General features: G+C 57.3%; 16 protein-coding genes and 1 pseudogene. 3 read left to right on the top strand and 14 right to left on the bottom strand.

Annotation, left to right across the window (positions count from 1 at the left end):
- Nucleotides 1–131: 131 nt before the first annotated feature.
- From RE428_RS05440 to RE428_RS05425, 4 genes are all read right to left on the bottom strand, one after another.
- Nucleotides 132–905 carry a glycosyltransferase family 25 protein gene (locus RE428_RS05440; protein WP_004580966.1) on the bottom strand — a complete coding sequence of 258 codons (774 nt, stop codon included), beginning with the start codon at nucleotides 903–905 and terminating at the stop codon, nucleotides 132–134.
- A gap of 330 nt (nucleotides 906–1,235) precedes the next feature.
- The gene (locus RE428_RS05435) at nucleotides 1,236–2,285 is read right to left on the bottom strand and encodes a mechanosensitive ion channel family protein (RefSeq protein ID WP_004580965.1); all 1,050 of its coding nucleotides are present in this window, start codon (nucleotides 2,283–2,285) and stop codon (nucleotides 1,236–1,238) included.
- 133 nt (nucleotides 2,286–2,418) lie between these two features.
- Nucleotides 2,419–3,039, bottom strand: a complete 621-nt coding sequence (locus RE428_RS05430) for a DUF1294 domain-containing protein (protein WP_004580964.1) — start codon at nucleotides 3,037–3,039, stop codon at nucleotides 2,419–2,421.
- Between the two features lie 92 nt (nucleotides 3,040–3,131).
- Nucleotides 3,132–3,587 carry a metallophosphoesterase family protein gene (locus tag RE428_RS05425; RefSeq protein ID WP_004580963.1) on the bottom strand — a complete coding sequence of 152 codons (456 nt, stop codon included), beginning with the start codon at nucleotides 3,585–3,587 and terminating at the stop codon, nucleotides 3,132–3,134.
- Between the two features lie 109 nt (nucleotides 3,588–3,696).
- Here RE428_RS05425 and RE428_RS05420 point away from each other — a divergent pair, with 109 nt between their 5' ends.
- Complete coding sequence (locus RE428_RS05420; RefSeq protein ID WP_004580962.1) at nucleotides 3,697–4,068, top strand: hypothetical protein; 372 nt, start codon at nucleotides 3,697–3,699, stop codon at nucleotides 4,066–4,068.
- A gap of 85 nt (nucleotides 4,069–4,153) precedes the next feature.
- Here the strand turns inward: RE428_RS05420 and RE428_RS05415 are convergent, their stop codons facing one another.
- The 5 genes and pseudogenes from RE428_RS05415 to RE428_RS05395 form a co-directional block, all read right to left on the bottom strand.
- Entirely contained in the window at nucleotides 4,154–4,633 is a 480-nt protein-coding gene (locus RE428_RS05415; protein ID WP_004580961.1) for an FKBP-type peptidyl-prolyl cis-trans isomerase, read from the bottom strand.
- 181 nt (nucleotides 4,634–4,814) lie between these two features.
- Nucleotides 4,815–6,320, bottom strand: a pseudogene (locus RE428_RS05410) (MFS transporter).
- A gap of 45 nt (nucleotides 6,321–6,365) precedes the next feature.
- Entirely contained in the window at nucleotides 6,366–6,827 is a 462-nt protein-coding gene (locus RE428_RS05405; protein WP_004580960.1) for a universal stress protein, read from the bottom strand.
- 472 nt (nucleotides 6,828–7,299) lie between these two features.
- Nucleotides 7,300–7,770 (bottom strand): universal stress protein, encoded by a 471-nt coding sequence (locus RE428_RS05400; protein WP_004580959.1) that lies wholly within the window; start codon nucleotides 7,768–7,770, stop codon nucleotides 7,300–7,302.
- Between the two features lie 6 nt (nucleotides 7,771–7,776).
- A complete protein-coding gene (locus tag RE428_RS05395; protein ID WP_004580958.1) occupies nucleotides 7,777–9,174 on the bottom strand; it encodes a sodium/proline symporter in 1,398 nt (465 codons plus the stop codon).
- A 243-nt stretch (nucleotides 9,175–9,417) separates the two neighbouring features.
- Here RE428_RS05395 and RE428_RS05390 point away from each other — a divergent pair, with 243 nt between their 5' ends.
- Nucleotides 9,418–9,834 carry a globin family protein gene (locus RE428_RS05390; RefSeq protein ID WP_004580957.1) on the top strand — a complete coding sequence of 139 codons (417 nt, stop codon included), beginning with the start codon at nucleotides 9,418–9,420 and terminating at the stop codon, nucleotides 9,832–9,834.
- A gap of 127 nt (nucleotides 9,835–9,961) precedes the next feature.
- Here RE428_RS05390 and RE428_RS05385 read toward each other — a convergent pair whose 3' ends face one another.
- From RE428_RS05385 to RE428_RS05370, 4 genes are all read right to left on the bottom strand, one after another.
- A complete protein-coding gene (locus RE428_RS05385; RefSeq protein WP_040882516.1) occupies nucleotides 9,962–10,402 on the bottom strand; it encodes a universal stress protein in 441 nt (146 codons plus the stop codon).
- Between the two features lie 123 nt (nucleotides 10,403–10,525).
- Nucleotides 10,526–11,842, bottom strand: coding sequence for an MFS transporter (locus RE428_RS05380; RefSeq protein WP_004580955.1), 1,317 nt, complete (start codon nucleotides 11,840–11,842; stop codon nucleotides 10,526–10,528).
- A 159-nt stretch (nucleotides 11,843–12,001) separates the two neighbouring features.
- Nucleotides 12,002–12,856, bottom strand: coding sequence for an alpha/beta fold hydrolase (locus tag RE428_RS05375; protein ID WP_004580954.1), 855 nt, complete (start codon nucleotides 12,854–12,856; stop codon nucleotides 12,002–12,004).
- Between the two features lie 209 nt (nucleotides 12,857–13,065).
- Nucleotides 13,066–13,512, bottom strand: a complete 447-nt coding sequence (locus RE428_RS05370) for a hypothetical protein (RefSeq protein WP_004580953.1) — start codon at nucleotides 13,510–13,512, stop codon at nucleotides 13,066–13,068.
- A 271-nt stretch (nucleotides 13,513–13,783) separates the two neighbouring features.
- On the opposite strand from RE428_RS05370, the gene RE428_RS05365 reads away from it, so the two are divergent.
- Nucleotides 13,784–15,469, top strand: a complete 1,686-nt coding sequence (locus RE428_RS05365) for an NAD-dependent malic enzyme (RefSeq protein ID WP_004580952.1) — start codon at nucleotides 13,784–13,786, stop codon at nucleotides 15,467–15,469.
- Between the two features lie 9 nt (nucleotides 15,470–15,478).
- On the opposite strand, the gene RE428_RS05360 is transcribed toward RE428_RS05365, so the two are convergent.
- Nucleotides 15,479–15,898: a hypothetical protein gene (locus RE428_RS05360; protein ID WP_154660747.1), complete on the bottom strand. Its 420-nt coding sequence runs from the start codon at nucleotides 15,896–15,898 to the stop codon at nucleotides 15,479–15,481.
- Between the last annotated feature and the right edge of the window lie 98 nt (nucleotides 15,899–15,996).

Raw genomic sequence — 15,996 nt, 5'->3', positions numbered from 1 at the left:
AGTGGTCAAATAGCGACCAGCCCTTTATGAGAACCAATTCACAAAATCAGGCAGATGTTCCTTATAGTGGGACCGCGCAAAATATGCTCTGACACCTTTTAATCCTAATCCCTGACACCTTTTAATCCGGTTTACTGAAACCGCACTCGACGATAATTCAAAACCAGCTTTTTCATCCAAAGTACGACCTGAGCGGGATTCCGCAGCTCTTTCAGTCGCCTGACCAAAGGGCTGTCCTGCTTTCTGAGCTTCTCGATATTGCTGCCCAGGCTCAATGCGCCCTCCCCCTTGTATTTGTCCTGCTGGGTAATGGCTGGAACGCACTGGAAGATATTCAGCTCTCTCGCCACCGGGCTGTCTTCAAAGGAGAAAAGGAACATATCGATGGGACAATGGCGCTTCTTGTCGATGTTGATTAGTTTCTGTGCCGTGGTTTTCTTGAGAATGTAGGAGCCCGCGCACCAGGAGGTGGAACGTAGCCTGAAGATATTCCTGTCGGCGACCGTCACGTCAGGCTTCTTCGCCAACCGGACGAAATTGGTGGAAACTTCCAGACGGATAATATCGGCCTCCTCCGGTATCCAGTCGGTCGACGACAAGAGCGCCTTCAACTGACTGGAAACGTGCAGATCATCCTCAATAATCAGCGAATGGGCCCCCTCCGCCTTGGCACAGTGTTCCCACGCTTTAAAGTGACTGGAAAAGCAACCGATCTTCCCCCGCGACCAGGACTTCACCCCATCCCGCGGGCGGGCCGCCCGAAACGCCTCGGCATCGATCTCTGGCAACGTATGGCCATTGACGGCGTCTACCCTTACGAAATCCAGCCCCATATCGCCAAGCTGTTTCCGCATGAAGTCCAGACGGGCGGTATCTTTTTCCATATTGATGACGAAAATATCCATAGTTATCGCGCCTTGAATAACGAGTCATGGTGGATTGGATTCGCGGTACGACTTGCTGTCCGGTACGACTTATTCTTGGATGGAACTGCAACTGCTGAGGGGGAGTGGCCTTTCGTCGCCTGTCGGTTCGTTATCCCAGGAGACTGCGGACTGCGCCAAGAGACGCGCACCACTCGCGACTGTGGCGAGAATACGTAGCAAAGATCCAGGTAACATCTGGATGCCTCCACTATCAAAACTACCCACGTCGAATATGTATTGCAAGCACACCCTTCTGGCAAGCAGGCATCGCCTGCAAGCGACGATACCCCGTTACCGACAATCGACAGCTCAACTGCCATTTAGGGTTTCAGGCTCAGGCGACTCCAGCACCCGCGCACGCAAGCGCGGCAGGTGATCCGGGTAGTGTTCCTGGATGAAGGTCACCAAACCTTCCCGAACTGCGCAGCGAAGGTTCCAGTTCCTGCTGGAATCCGAGGCGCTTACAAGGAACCGTATCTGCATAGCCTGATCGCTGGCATCAGTGACCTGTACTGTGGCCGTTTTCCCGTCCCACAGGTCCGAACTCTCCAACAACCGCATGAATTCCTCCCGTAACGGTTCCACCGGCATGGTGTAGTCCACCCAGATAAAGATCGTGCCAAGCAGGTCCGCGTTGTTGCGGGACCAGTTCTGGAACGGGTTTTCGATGAACCACTGCAGCGGTACCACCAGCCGGCGTAGATCCCATACCCGGAGCACGACGTAAGTGGCAGTCACTTCCTCCACCCAGCACCACTCCCCCTGGACGTGCAGTACGTCGTCGATACGGAAAGGCTGGGTAATGGCAATCTGCATGCCCGCCAGCAGGTTACTCAGCACCGGACGGGCGGCAAAGCCGAGAATCAAACCACCGACACCCGCCGAGGCAAGCAGACTCGCCCCCATGTGCTGCACAGACTCGAATGTCATAAGGGCGGCGCCGAGGCCGACGATCACGATCAGGATATTCAGCGCACGCACAACGAAACGGGTCTGCGTTTCGACCTTGCGGGCCCGTTTCCACTGCCCCTCCAATACCGGGTTCAGCGCAACGATCACTTCACCAATTGCCGATGTGAGCCGCACCGCGGCCCAGGTCACGGCCAGCACCAGTAGCAGTTTCGTGACGTGCTGGACGACCGACATGAACGGCAGATCATCAGGCGCCGCTTCCAGCCCTCCGGCCACCGCCAACAAACAGAACACCACGCCAAGGGCCTTGGCAGCGGCGTCGAGAAATAGACGAGGGACCGTTCTGGACTCGGAAAAGTGGCGCACAAGCGCAAGGGCCACCCGGTAGGCCAGATAGGCGACGGCAGCCGCGGCAAACACCGACACCCCCGGCCATAACCAGGCCATCAACCCCGACTTTAAAGCCTCCAACACCGCCCCTCCGCAACTTCCGTTCTTCCATTGTCCATTGAAGCCGCGGCATCAGCGTGTTGCGCAGCTCAAGGATGAGGACCTCAAGTCAGCTCGACTTTAGCCTTTGTCACCCAGGTAGCTCAATGCCTAACTGCTGGCGCAACGTCGATGCCTCCGGCGCAATAAGTAACCATCCCAGGGCGCCCAGGTTGGCCAACACCGCCAGCCAGAAGACGAATTGATAGCTGCCCTTTCGCGTTTTATGCCGGAACACCTGCTGGGCCAGGAGTGCACCTGGCCAGCCACATAGGAGTTCTAGGAGATGGAGGGTATTTTTAGGCGTACGTTGGGCTCCGCGAGTCGCGGCCCGCTTGTCGATCCAGTACATCAGGAATAAGACCAGGCTTATCGCAGAATAAACCCCGGGAAAGGAGGCCGGTAGAACGTTTCGGTAAAACAGACCTGCCAGAGCGGCGAAGAACACCAGCACAACAGCAGCGGCTAACCAGACTCCCGGCGAAAGCCCGGCCCCCATCCGGTAGGCACCTACGTATTGGAACTTCCCTGCTCTCAGCCGCCCCTTCCCATCTTTGGCAACGCTGTAAGTCACCTTGCGGCGGGAAACGGGGCGCCCGCGGCCGGCATAGCTGCTGATATGCGCGAAGACCCGGTCACCGCCGGTTTCCGGTGTAATGAAGCCGAAGCCCTTGGCGTCGTTCCAGGTGGTCAGAGTGCCTCTCTGATTCAATGCACTTCTTCCTTCAACAACATGCGCCACAGCCATCCGCCCGTGCAACTTTCTTCGCCGTCCTACAGCTTTTCGCTGGAGTTCGCCCCGGTTCAAACAGACAGTTCAATAATCTCACCCGTCACACCGTCTTCAGTCACTTCCAGTCGCCCAACCGTAATCGGCAGCGTAAAGCGTCGGGGCCCTGCGCCGCCGGGATTGAAATAGAGCACGTCGTCGACCCACTCGTTACGAGGTTTATGGGAATGGCCGGCGATCACTACACGGCATCGACCCTGAGGATCGAAATCGAGGGTTTTGACATCGTGCAGCATGTAGAAAGTGTGGCCGGCGAATTCGAGCTCCTGCACATCAGGCAGCTCCGCTGCTCGACCGGTCTTGTCGATGTTGCCACGAATCGCGATCACGGGCGCCAACGACTCCAGCGCGTCCAGAACCTCGTCCCGCCCCACGTCGCCGGCGTGAAGGATCAGGTCGGAGCCAGCCAAAACCTCGAGGGCTTCGCGGCGCATTTTGCTATGGGTGTCTGCGATGACGCCGATTTGCATGCCTTAGCCTTGCCTCGTTTCTCTTGTCGTAGAAAATGAGTGGGGGCCAACGGGTTCAAACCCAAGTATAGTGGTCGGTCGCCAAACAGAAGCGGAAAGAGCGAACCCGATGAAGAATAAAGTCCTGGTACTGAACATTGCGCTTCTGGCACTGTCCGGCTGCACGAATACCGGCCATAACAGCGAAGGGTTACCGCTGGATGCCTCCGCAACCTATTGCCAGGAAATTCGTGTCAGCCAGCCCGAACACTACTCGGAAATCTGTGAATCAGCGGCGGCATGGAAGGCCCGGGATCCGCAGGGATATGCCCAATCAAGCCGGGATGACGGTTACGATCTTTGGGATTTCATCTTTGATCTCGCCGGCGAGGACGATGATCGGCATCGCCCCGCCTACAGTACGCGTGGGCCTTTCGAGGGCTCCTGCTGGGACCCGACGCATCCTGCTTGCCAAGCGGCGCTCAGGCGCTCGCAACGCTGATCCCCGATGGCACTCCAAGACGGTCTGGATTTATTTGTGCCAATCGAGCGCCCTTCCAAAGCAGCCCTCTTCCCGATGCCTACTTTCAGTGATGCCCACCCGGCCCATGCACATGACCGTGTGAGATTTCTTCCGGATCAGCATCGCGAACTTCGATGATCTCGATATCGAAGGTCAGGGTCCGACCGGCCATCGGGTGGTTGGTATCGACATCCGCAAACTTATGGCCGACCTTGACGACGACCACATGACGAGCACCCTGCTCCGTCTGCACCTGGGCAATCATGCCCGGCTTCCAGCGCTTGGCGCCGCGTAGATGTTTGATCGGGACACGCTGCATCGCCTCTGGATTACGCGGACCGTAGCCTTTGTCCGGCGTGACAGTGACACTGAAGCTTTCGCCGGCTTCGCGGCCTTCCAAGGCCTCTTCCAGGCCTTTGATAATACCGCCATGGCCATGCAGGTAGGCGTTCGGCTCGCCGTCACGGGAGTTTTCGATGGTGTTGCCTTGTTCATCGCTAACGCTGTAGTGGAATAAGACCACCTGATTCTTTTCGATTGGCATAAGGTTCTCCGCGCCAGTTCGGGGTACGCCATTATAGCGAGCCATGGCGTGGACTATAGGGGTGTTACGACGGGGTGATTGAAGTTAAACGTTGCGGCCACTTTTCACTTATTTTCCGCTTCAATCGAAGAACCGCCGGGGCCAGTCCCGGCGGTTCTCCTCACGCTCTATCGATGATCTATCAGACAGCTGAGGCGGTAGCCTGCCGACGGCGCTCCTCTTCCTCGATTTCAAGGTCCACCGAGGACACCTGGTACTCGTCGGCAAAGCCGGATTCGGGCTCTTTCAGCCACATGACGCACAGGACCCAGCTGATAAAGGCCCCCGCAGCAATGATGTAGAAGAACTGCGTTGGGGTAACGAAAGTGAATATGGTGAGATAGACTACCGCACCCACATTACCGTATGCCCCCGCCATGCCGGAAATCTGTCCGGTAAGCCGTCGCTTGATGGACGGGATGATGCCGAAGGTTGCGCCCTCCGCGCCCTGTACGAAGAACGATGTGAACACGGTAATCCCGACCGCAATGATGAGCGGCCAGCTGGAGTTCATGAGCCCCATCAATGCGAAGCCAACTGAAATGCCGAACATGTAGCTGAGCATCACAAAGCGCCGGTTCCCCAATCGGTCCGAAACCAGCCCTCCCATGGGCCGCGCAACCAGGTTCACAAACGCAAACGAGGCGGCTATGAGGCCTGCGGCCGTAGCGCTCAGACTCCAGGTTTCCTCGAAGAACATGGGCAGCATGGAGACAACGGCGAGTTCTGCACCGAAGTTGGCAAAGTAAGTACTATTCAGTGCCGCGACACTGTTGAAGGGATACTTGTCGTCCTCGGGCACGCCTTTTTTGAGAATGGGTACATTCACCCGCAGGATCTGGACGATCTGGTAACACACGATGGCGAAGATCGCTGCATAGCAGACTGCGGCTCCGGTGGTCCCCAGGTAACCCATATTCTGGATTCGCCATACCAGGATGCTCAGGACACCAACCAGCGGAATGGTTCACAGGATCAGTTTGACCATGTCACCCCAGGTACTGACTTCCAACGCTACCGCCTTGCGCGGCTTGCGGTGCACGGTTCCGGCGGGGCCATCGGTAATGGCAAACCAGTAGTAAACGCCGTAGGCGGCCATGACCAGGGCGCTCTGTGCGATGGCCCAGCGCCACCCATCTTCACCACCGTACATATGCAGTGCGATGGTCGGCAGGGAGATGGCCGCAGCGGCGGATCCGAAGTTGCCCCAACCGGCGTAGAAACCTTCCGCAAAACCGATGTCCTTCGGCTTGAACCACATCGCCGTCATGTGAATGCCGACGACGAAGCTTGCGCCAATGGAACTGAGCACCAGACGGCTGACCAGCAACTGGGTCATGGTATTGCCGAAAGCGAATACCAACGCCGGGATCGCCATCAAAACCATCAAGACCGAGAACACACGGCGCGGCCCGAAACGGTCCAGGGCCATGCCTACGATAATGCGGGCGGGAATGGTAAGGGCCACGTTACAGATGGCGAACAGGCGAATATCGTCGGTAGTTAGCCAGGCGACACTCTTAAGCATGCTCGATGCCAGCGGCGCCATGTTGAACCACACGTAGAAGGTAATAAAGAATGCTATCCAGGTAAGGTGCAACGCCTTGATCTCGGCGTTCCTGAAGTGGAAGACATCTGCGACTTTCATGTCAGCCTCCTTGGGCTATCAATCGAAAACTGCGTCGTCGCCGGGTTAGCGGCTGGGCAAGATCAGAAGTGGGCATTGAATCCGCCGGGCGAGGAACGAACTCACGCTGCCGAAGGTCATGTAGTCCAGTTCGTCCACGAAATAGGTAAGGGACCGCGCGATAAAACCGCCATCCGGCTCATGGCTATGGCGAGCGATGACCAACATGTCCGGACGGATGTTCTTTTCGGCGGCAAAGAGGAGCATCTTGCGCGGGTCACCCTCGAGCAACATCGTCTCGGCGACGATGTCGGCGTCCTGGCACACCTGCATGGCTTCTTTCAGGTCATCTTTGAGACTGGCGACTTCCTGCTGAAACAGGTCTTCGTTGCCAGAGGTGATATCCCGTGGGTTTTCAGCAACCGCGACAAGCACGATTTGGGGATTCAGATCGCGAAACAGGGTGATCGTCTGGGCCAGTGCCAACCTGGCATTCCGCGATCCATCGTAGGCAAGCATGATTTTCATGGGCGTCTCCGAGGACAGATCTCGGCCCCTGGGCAAGAGGCCGCAATTGATATCTGTCAGCTATTACCCCACAGCCTGGCCATGCTAATACTTGATTAAAATCAACGTCCTTGGTGCGTACCCCATTAGAGGAATACGGTAATTACCCCCTTTTCCTTTACTCCCAATATTTCGTACCACCCCGCCACCATAGACGAGATACCTCCACCGCCCCAGCCGATGAAAGCCCGCAACAAGGGCTCGACCGAAAGCACACGATGGGATGACTCGACACCAGTTCCGAACGTGACCAAGTAGCCAGGAATGTTCTGTGCCCCAGAGGCAACGGCTTTAGAGGAGGTATATGGTCGCAAGCGACCCGCGAGGCCCGCCTGAAAGTGTTACGTCACCTTTAGTGTTAGTGTCGGCGGCTAAATGGTGAAGCGGGCTTGAACCGCACCCTGAATGAGAATCGAGGTGCGCAAGGCAAGCGTCACTCCGGTGGCGCCATAATCAACATCGACTGGTTCGCATAGCGGTTGAGGTAATCGATGACACTGCCGACAAGTAACCGCTGCCAAGCAGTCTGCCTTCGTCGTTCGACGAGGATCAGATCGACCTGATGTTCATCGGCCATGGCAACAAGCACTTCGCCGATCTTGCGCCCTCGCTGAACTCTGGAATCCACTTCATACCCCAGGGATTCGAGTCGTTTGACGACCTCAAACATCCGTTCCTGCAACTCGACCTCCTGGGCTGCCACTTGGCGCCTAAGCTGTAGCGGCGGCATCAGACGCTTGCGGAACCAGGACAGGCTCTCCTCGGGGAGTTCGCAAGCCATCACGACCAGGAGGCGCGCATTTTCCGGGCTGATCAACCGGCCACCGGGATCCAGATCTTCCAGGTCGCGGTAGGGGTCACAGGCATAAAGCACCTTAAGCTTGTCACCTTTTTCTTCCGCCATGACTTGTCAGGCCTCCTTGTGTTGGAACGGGTACATGAGCCCGTATACCAAAAACGAAACGGCCAGGGCTGGCAGCAATTCATACAGGGAATCGGAATAGCCGAGTAGCTGCCAGATAATCAGGGTTGCCATCCCCGATGCCATCATCGTCAATGCGGTGGGCCTGCCCAAGGGCGCGTGCATGATGCGCAGGAGAATGACTGGGCCCAAGGTCCCACCGAGCGAAGACCAGGCAAAAACGACCAGGGTAAATACGTTTGCCGGTGCCGAGAGAGCGATGGCCAGCACCAGTACAGTAATACCGAGAGTACCCACCTTGGTTCTGACATAGGACTGACCGAACCTCGGAATCAAATCCTGGCTGATCGCCGCAGAACAGGAGAGCAGCATCGAATCGGCAGTAGACAGGGTGGCGGCAAAGATGGCCGCGAGAACCATGCCGGTCAGAATCTCCGGCAGGTACAGTTCAGCCATCAAGGGCAAGGTCAGTTCCGGATCGATGAGTTCACCATCGAGCAATACGCGTGCATACAGGCCTACCGTGACCGTCAGTACGGCAAACGGCAAGTACCATGCGAAGTAAACCCGACGGGCGGCGGGCACATCGTCGGGGCTACGCAGTGCGATAGTGCGTACCAGAATATGAGGCTGACCGATAGCGCCGATGCCTGCAGCTACCCAGCCAAGGATGAAAGGCACCAACCCGAACAGCAGGCCGTCGGGGCTCCAGTGCACCAGCGTCGGGTCCACCGACTCCAACGCAGCGGCTAGCTCCCAGGGCCAGCCCACGGCGAGCAATCCCGCAACGAACAGGGCGATCATGCCGAAGAGCATAACGAACGATTGCGCAGCATCGGTCCAGATTGATGCGCGGATTCCGCCAGCAAAGGAATACAACAGGACCACGGCCGCCCCGAGCAGTGCCCCCAACCATTCAGGCCAGCTGAACATCACATTAAGAGCCTTACTCCCCGCTTTGAGCTGGGCGGCCGCATAAACAGCGAGAAAAACCAGGGTAATCACAGCCGAGACCAGCCTTAGCGGGCTTGACTGGGTTGCCGGGTCTAACGCCGTCAGTGCGGGAATGGTATTCACCGGATGCGCCTCGGAGTAGCGACGCAGGCGCTGGTGGAAGCCACACCATACGAGCCAGTCGCCGAATAACCAGCCCAGAGCAACACAGAACGCCGAGACCCCCGCCATCCAGGTATAACCCACCAAGCCGATGAACATATAACCCGAATTGTTGGTGGCGACCGAAGACAGCCCAATCAACCAGGGTGCGGTGCTGTAGCCGGCAGTAAGGTAATCATTGACGTCAGAGTGCTTCTTTCGGATCGATGACACACCGATAGCCAGAAACACCATCAAGACCGCGACGAAGCTATAGGCTGTTACGCTCATAAAATCAGTCTCGAACGAAGCTTAACAGGCCCACCTTAGCTGAATGCCCAAGCCCGCTTCTTGCATCAGATCAACGATTGGCACGGACGTCAGGCCCCAACAACTGGAATGAACGCCTGGTCCTGCGCACATGGGACTGCTACGTTTTAGAGAGTATGTTCCAGGGAGAATATGGTTTAGACGTCTGACAGAAAGTGCACGGTTACCCAGAGAGGATGAACCTTAGTAACCAAGGAGGCTGTCATGTCGTTCGAGGAGATATTTGACGAGAGTTACAACCGCGTCCTCCTGGCCACGCCCGAAAATACGGAATTCTTTGAAGCTTTCTACCAACGGTTTCTGCGCTCGTCGCCCGAAGTCAGGCAATTATTCCGCAATACGGACATGGCCGGGCAACGCCGGATGTTGAAAAAGTCGTTCTTCAGCCTGGTCGCCTTTTACGCCAGCGGCGCCATCGACAATGTGCTTCGTCGAATCGCATACATTCACAGTGCCCGAGAGCTCAACATCAAGCCTTATCTCTACGATCTTTGGCTAGAGTGCCTCATCGACACTGTAAAAGCCTACGACCCTGAATGCCGCGATGAAGTCGAGCTAGCCTGGCGACTGATTCTTAGCCCCGGTATTACTTACATGAAATTCGGCTACGATCACTTCTGACAGGGCCCGCTCGCCCTTTCACGATGTTTAGCGCCTCGTCTTCACGCACACTCCTTCAAACGCAATGACTTTCAGGTCGTTGCGTACAAGCCCGTGCGTTCACAAAGGCAAGCTTCAAGCACCTACGTCAAGCACCGACGATGGTGACAGGCCCAGTCGCATGCCGGACAATCTTTTCACTGACGCTTCCGAGCGTCAGGCTGCGGATGGCTGAATAGCCGCGCCGACCCAGAATGAGATGGGAACCCGGATTATTTTGCATGTATTCCAGAATTTCGTGCGCTGGATCACCACGCAAGATCACCTCGTCCTCAGGTTCGACGCCGTCGCCCAGGACCTCCCTGGCGGCATCGAAGGCCGCACGGGCGTATTTTTGCTTTTCAGCCTGCATCGTGTCACCGCCGACTCCAGCCAGTACAAGATTCGACGCTTTCGATTCTGGAAAGACAGTGAGGAGCTTGAGAGGCTGGCCAAGAGCGCTTGCCAAGCTCCCGCCCAACTTTGCAGCACTACGCGCCTGGTCTGAACCATCACAGGCAACAATGATACTCGATGAACCCTTGTCCACGGTGGTACCTCCTCCTCGGGTATTTCCAAATAAACTACCCCTCGATAGACCGCCGGGGGTTGATTCAAATCAATGTCACGAGGCCTATCATCGATCCGGCTCTCGCACCTCTCTGCCGTTAACCTATGACTGGGTATCAGGCTTTGGTTCAGCCCGCTGATCTTCGAGGTTCGAGGCATCGGTGCCTTTCTCGTCATAGGTGAACGGCTCGCCCTCCTCGGTCTGGAGTTGATAATCGTATGCGGCCTGGAGACCGGTTTCTTCCTCTGCTTCCTCTTCGTCATCGTGTTCCAGATGGCGGGGGTAGAACGGCGAGAGCATGGCCACAAGAATGCCAATGGAAGCGTATGTGGCGAACGCCACGTTGTACCCGAGGTTGTTTACCAATATGCCCAGAATTGGCGAGCCAGCCGCCTGGCCAAGCGAGACGGCCATGAATGGCAATACCGGCCCCAGCGAGAGGCGCCCCGGCAAGAGGCGGATGCCCGTCATCAGGTAGAGTCCGGTAAGGCTCATATACGCCAGGCCGAACACAAGTGCGGAAAACGAAGCAAGCACTAACTGACTGGGACTCGCCGCCAGCAAGGCCAGGCTGGCAGCCAGCATCATCAGCATCAGGGCCTGGGTAATGGCTGGATTGTTTCGATCAGCGAGGTCAGCCACCACGGCACCCCCAAGCCCGGCGACACCCACAGCCAACCATAGCCACCCCGTCCCGGAGGCATCCAGACCGCCAAGGGTCACCATCAAATCGGGCGCAAAGATCCAGTAAGCGGAAGAAACGAACCCCATGACAAACGCAAACAGCGAGAGCTTGAAAAGACGCGACCATTGCAGGGCGCTGATCGGCGGTGGCGGCGCCGCATTCGACGGTGTGACGCGGGAGACCGAAGGTATGAAATACCACGCAGCAAAAACGCCAAGGGCCGCCAGGACGGCAAAGGATGCGTAGGCGTAGCGCCAGATACCCGCAAGAAACAGGACGGCGGGCACCGCAAGGGCAACGCCGATACTCGTGCCCGCGTTCATCACGGAACTGACCCGCCCGTGCATGGAACGATCGACCAGAACCTGCATGGCGGCCGTCAGCGCCGGCATCATGAGACCGGTGCAGATACCGCAGGCAAACACGCCTATGCCGAGCGACAACGCGCCCGAAGACTGGCTGATCAACCCCAGGCCCACGACGCCGAACACGCCCGCCAACATGGCCGTATTGCGAGCGCCGAGACGAACCGCAGCGAACGACGCCACCGAAGACGCCAACAGAAAGCTGATAAGCGGTAGCGCGCCGATAATACCGATCAGGTAAGGCGTTAAATCCAGATCGTCGCGGATGGGCGGCACGAACAGGCCGAAGGCGAAACGCGCGAGGCCATAGCTGATCGCAATCAGCGAGGCGCCGAAAATGGCAAAGCCTGTGCTCGACAAGGATTTCATGCCCCTATCTCCAAGAGTCGCCTGCCCCGCCGCATACGGCAAGATCGAGCGTTACTCTGAGCCTAGAGCAGTTCGGAGTGTTTCTAAAGTTTTTGACCTAGACACTACAGCCCTCGCACCAGGGGTATTTGCCTCAGGCTCACCACCTGAACCCGCAGGTCAGAGATAGGCGTGCGCATTCAGAAAATCGACAACAAGCGCGGCGATCTCATCGGGTTTGTCTTCTAGTGAAAAATGCCCCGCCCCCCTGACAATCGTCAGGTCCGAACCCGGTATATCCCTGTTGAGCCGATGAGCCCAGTCCGGAACCTGCCAGGCATCGTCTTCGCCCCAAATCAACTTGACCGGGATGTTTCCCAGTTCGTGAAGCCGATCTGCAATCTTCATGGTGTGTTTTGGATCGTAGTGACGGATTTGGTGCTGAAACAGGCTCCCCTGCCCGACCGGACCCGAGATGTAGTCAAGATAAGTATCCAGTGCTGAAGCCTGCAGTGCCTCCCGATCGACCACTGCCGTCAACAGCCAGTCCCGGAAATGCTGCCTGTGCTGCGCGTTTGGCGCCTTTCCCAGGACTTCGAGCCCTGCTTCCATCTGCTGCCGCGTGCGCTTTGAGGGATAGCTGTCATAGCTGACCGTGTCGATAAGCGTGAGGGTCAGCAGACGGCACGGCGAGAAAACGCCAAGCTGCTGTGCGATGCCGCCGCCGAAATCGTGGGCGACGATATGCGCCGTATCCAAACCCCAGTGTGCCATCAGGCCTTCCAGAATGGGCAGTTGCCCGCTGATCGACGTATCAACGTCCTTATCCCATGGCCTCTCGGACAGACCATAACCAAGTAGGTCGAAAACATGCACCTTGTAGCCCGCTGCGACCAGCTTTGGGATGACATCGCGCCAGATTAGCGACGAGGACGGCGTTCCATGGAGGAGGACGACGGGAATTCCCTCACCATGCACACCACAGGCAATACGCGCATTATTGATGATCACATGATCGGTTACGACTGGCGTCATGACGTCCTCCTGTTCAAGTGCGTCGTTCAAAGGAGCATGGCCCGTCCTTTAGAGACACAAATGACTTCCCCGAATTCAAGATGGAGGTCCAATTGGTTCGGGGCGCTGCGGACGCCAGGGTTTGCTGTGACCCGTTCGAGGCCCGACATTCATAGAAAATCCTCTGGCCCATCGTATTGGGCCAGCCGCTGCGTTTTTCCTTTCGAAAATTAAGGTGCGGATTCCTGAAGCGCCTGCTGCTTATTCTGCATCTCACGCATGAGTTCAGCGATCTTTTCGCGAGGCTGATGGGTACGCTGCGCTTCCATCAGATCGAACTTGAGCATCCATAGCTCACGGCGCGTTGTCGCCGTTTTATCCAACCATTCCTGATGTTTGAGGTAGTCGTCCGCCTGCAACCCGTATTGCCCCATCATCACGCCGTGAGCGTCCATGCCGGGCCCCATCATCCCCTTATGCATACCGCGGCCGTACATACCCGGCCCCATCCCGGGGTTCATCATGCCCTGGCCCATCATGCCTGGGTTCATCATCCCCGGCCCCATCATGCCTGGGCCCATTGGGTATCGCTCGTCAGGCTGCCCTTGCTGGGCCCAAAGCGAACCGCTAAACAACAGAGCGGCCAAACTGGCAACCCATACGCGTTTTGTTTTCATTAACGAGTCCTCCTTTCACTTGTTGCCACAATCTTGAGCCGAGAACCGGCGGATCGACAACGTGGTTCGGGTGGAAACTGCAAGTAGTTTGATGCAAGTCAACTTGGAAAAACCTTGGTAGAACGGGAGTCACTAAGATCGATCTGATATCGATCAGTGCGGCGCACTGGCCTGCGAGAGAGGCTGATATCAGCTACCCTCAATAAACGGGATCTGGCTGTTCGAGACATCTCCAGCGCCTGGCGCCTTCGTAATCCACTCCATCGACGAGGTGATTGTGAGCAAGAGAGAACAACGCCCCTTGTACATTCCCTATGCCGGCCCCTCCCTGCTGGAGCTGCCGCTACTGAACAAAGGCAGTGCGTTCTCGCACCGGGAGCGTGTGGATTTCAACCTGATCGGCCTGCTCCCACACAACGTGGAGACCATCAAGGAACAGGCGGAGCGCGCTTACCGACAATACGAGTTATGCCAGACCGATCTCGACCGACACATCACGCTGCGCGCGTTGCAGGACGACAACGAAACCCTTTTCTTCTATCTGCTGGAAGATCATCTGGAAGAAATGCTCCCGATTATCTACACCCCGACCGTGGGCGAGGCCTGTGAGGAGTTCTCCAAGATCTACCGCAACCATCGTGGCCTGTTCGTGTCCTATCCCGACCGGGAACACATGGACTACCTCCTGCGCAGTGCCACCAAGGACAACGTCAAAGTCATCGTGGTGACCGATGGCGAACGCATCCTGGGTTTGGGCGACCAGGGCATCGGCGGCATGGGCATCCCTATCGGCAAGCTGTCGCTGTATACCGCCTGCGGCGGCATCAGCCCGGCGAATACGCTCCCCATCGTCCTCGATGTCGGCACCAACAATCAGGCGCTGCTCGACGATCCGATGTACATGGGCTGGCGCCACGAGCGCATTGGTCCGGAAGAATACGACGCGTTCGTCGCTGAATTCATGGGCGCTGTGAGACGCCGTTGGCCCAAGGCCCTGGTGCAGTTCGAGGATTTTGCGCAGAACAACGCCATGCGGCTCTTGAAGCAATACCGCGACGAGGCCTGCTGCTTCAACGACGATATCCAGGGAACGGCGGCCGTATGCCTGGCTACGTTACTGGCGGCATGCAAGGTGAAGAACGAAAAGGTCAGCGACCAGACGGTGGCTTTCCTGGGCGCCGGCTCGGCTGGCTGCGGCATCGCCGCACAGATCGTAGTCGCCATGACGAATGAAGGGGTGCCGGAGGACGAAGCGCGACAACGGGTCTACATGGTTGACCGTGATGGACTGCTGACGACGGATATGAACGGCCTGCAGGATTTCCAGTCAGCGCTCGCCCAGGATCCTGCGCGGATCAAGGACTGGTCGGGTCGAGAGTTGATTAATGTAGTAGAGGAGGCAAAACCGACTGTGCTGATTGGCGTCTCAGGCCAACGCGGATTGTTCACGGAGGACGTGATCAAAACGATGCACGCGGGCTGCGCCCGCCCCCTGGTGATGCCGCTATCGAATCCCACCTCCCGCGTCGAGGCGACACCCACTGACATCCTGACCTGGACCAACGGCAAAGCGCTGGTTGCGGCTGGCAGCCCTTTCAAGCCGGTCGATCTGGACGGTCATACCTACCCCATTGCCCAATGCAACAACGCCTATATCTTCCCGGGCCTCGGGCTCGGGGTGGTCGCTGCCGGTGCGAACCGGGTAACCGACACGATGTTGATGGCCGCGGCTAACGCCCTGGCGAAACAGGCGCCCATCGTCCAGCAGACGGGCGAGAAGCTCTTGCCGAGTCTGGCCGATATTCAGGATATCAGTCGCGCTATCGCCTTCGATGTGGCCAAACAGGCCCAGGAAGAAGGCGTCGCCTTACGCTCTGACGATGAGACGATCCGGCGGGCCATTGAACGGAATTTCTGGAAACCCCGCTATCGGCGTTACCTGCGCCGTGCAATTTGAAGAGGCCGCTTACTGCGGCGTCTGCTCTGGAACCGGCTCGTAGCCAAAGTCGAAATACCACTCCCGAGCACTCTTTTCGCGAGCGTGCCAGGTGAAGCAATATTCCTGACTTTCAGAGGCGGTCAGTTGTGCGTGGTATTGCGCGACGTTCTCGGCTTTTACCGGATAGATCGTTTTTTCGGTCAAGTGGACGTGAATATTGAAATCAAGCGGTTTCGGCGCGTCGAAGTGATAAGTGAGCTTTGTGCCGGCCCCAAGGAAAACGCACTTTTCGGTGAAATACGTTGCGCCCGTTCCCATCCTGATGGAGGCCTGGTGCGCCTGGATTTCATGGTCCGCATGTTCGTGGTGTTGATGTCCCACGGCCAGCCCGGCCCAGGTCATCACTATCGAGCCGCATACGACAAAGAGAAAGACCTTAACTTTCATGTACTGCTGTCTCCGACGAAACAAGAAATAGCCTGCCAGAGCCCGCAAGGCGTCTCCTCAAAAGGCTCCGATGCAGAGTAGTGCAAACCCAACGGGCT

The sequence above is a fragment of the Marinobacter nanhaiticus D15-8W genome, assembly GCF_036511935.1.
In the GTDB taxonomy this organism is placed as follows: Bacteria; Pseudomonadota; Gammaproteobacteria; order Pseudomonadales; family Oleiphilaceae; genus Marinobacter_A; species Marinobacter_A nanhaiticus.
This window is presented reverse-complemented; position numbering and strand designations above follow the sequence as displayed.

Coding starts and splice junctions, on each gene's coding strand:
- RE428_RS05440 (WP_004580966.1), bottom strand. CDS start 905: ATGGATATTTTCGTCATCAATATGGAAAAAGATACCGCCCGTCTGGAC.
- RE428_RS05435 (WP_004580965.1), bottom strand. CDS start 2,285: ATGGCCTGGTTATGGCCGGGGGTGTCGGTGTTTGCCGCGGCTGCCGTC.
- RE428_RS05425 (WP_004580963.1), bottom strand. CDS start 3,587: ATGCAAATCGGCGTCATCGCAGACACCCATAGCAAAATGCGCCGCGAA.
- RE428_RS05420 (WP_004580962.1), top strand. CDS start 3,697: ATGAAGAATAAAGTCCTGGTACTGAACATTGCGCTTCTGGCACTGTCC.
- RE428_RS05415 (WP_004580961.1), bottom strand. CDS start 4,633: ATGCCAATCGAAAAGAATCAGGTGGTCTTATTCCACTACAGCGTTAGC.
- RE428_RS05405 (WP_004580960.1), bottom strand. CDS start 6,827: ATGAAAATCATGCTTGCCTACGATGGATCGCGGAATGCCAGGTTGGCA.
- RE428_RS05400 (WP_004580959.1), bottom strand. CDS start 7,770: ATGGCGGAAGAAAAAGGTGACAAGCTTAAGGTGCTTTATGCCTGTGAC.
- RE428_RS05395 (WP_004580958.1), bottom strand. CDS start 9,174: ATGAGCGTAACAGCCTATAGCTTCGTCGCGGTCTTGATGGTGTTTCTG.
- RE428_RS05390 (WP_004580957.1), top strand. CDS start 9,418: ATGTCGTTCGAGGAGATATTTGACGAGAGTTACAACCGCGTCCTCCTG.
- RE428_RS05380 (WP_004580955.1), bottom strand. CDS start 11,842: ATGAAATCCTTGTCGAGCACAGGCTTTGCCATTTTCGGCGCCTCGCTG.
- RE428_RS05375 (WP_004580954.1), bottom strand. CDS start 12,856: ATGACGCCAGTCGTAACCGATCATGTGATCATCAATAATGCGCGTATT.
- RE428_RS05370 (WP_004580953.1), bottom strand. CDS start 13,512: ATGAAAACAAAACGCGTATGGGTTGCCAGTTTGGCCGCTCTGTTGTTT.
- RE428_RS05360 (WP_154660747.1), bottom strand. CDS start 15,898: ATGAAAGTTAAGGTCTTTCTCTTTGTCGTATGCGGCTCGATAGTGATG.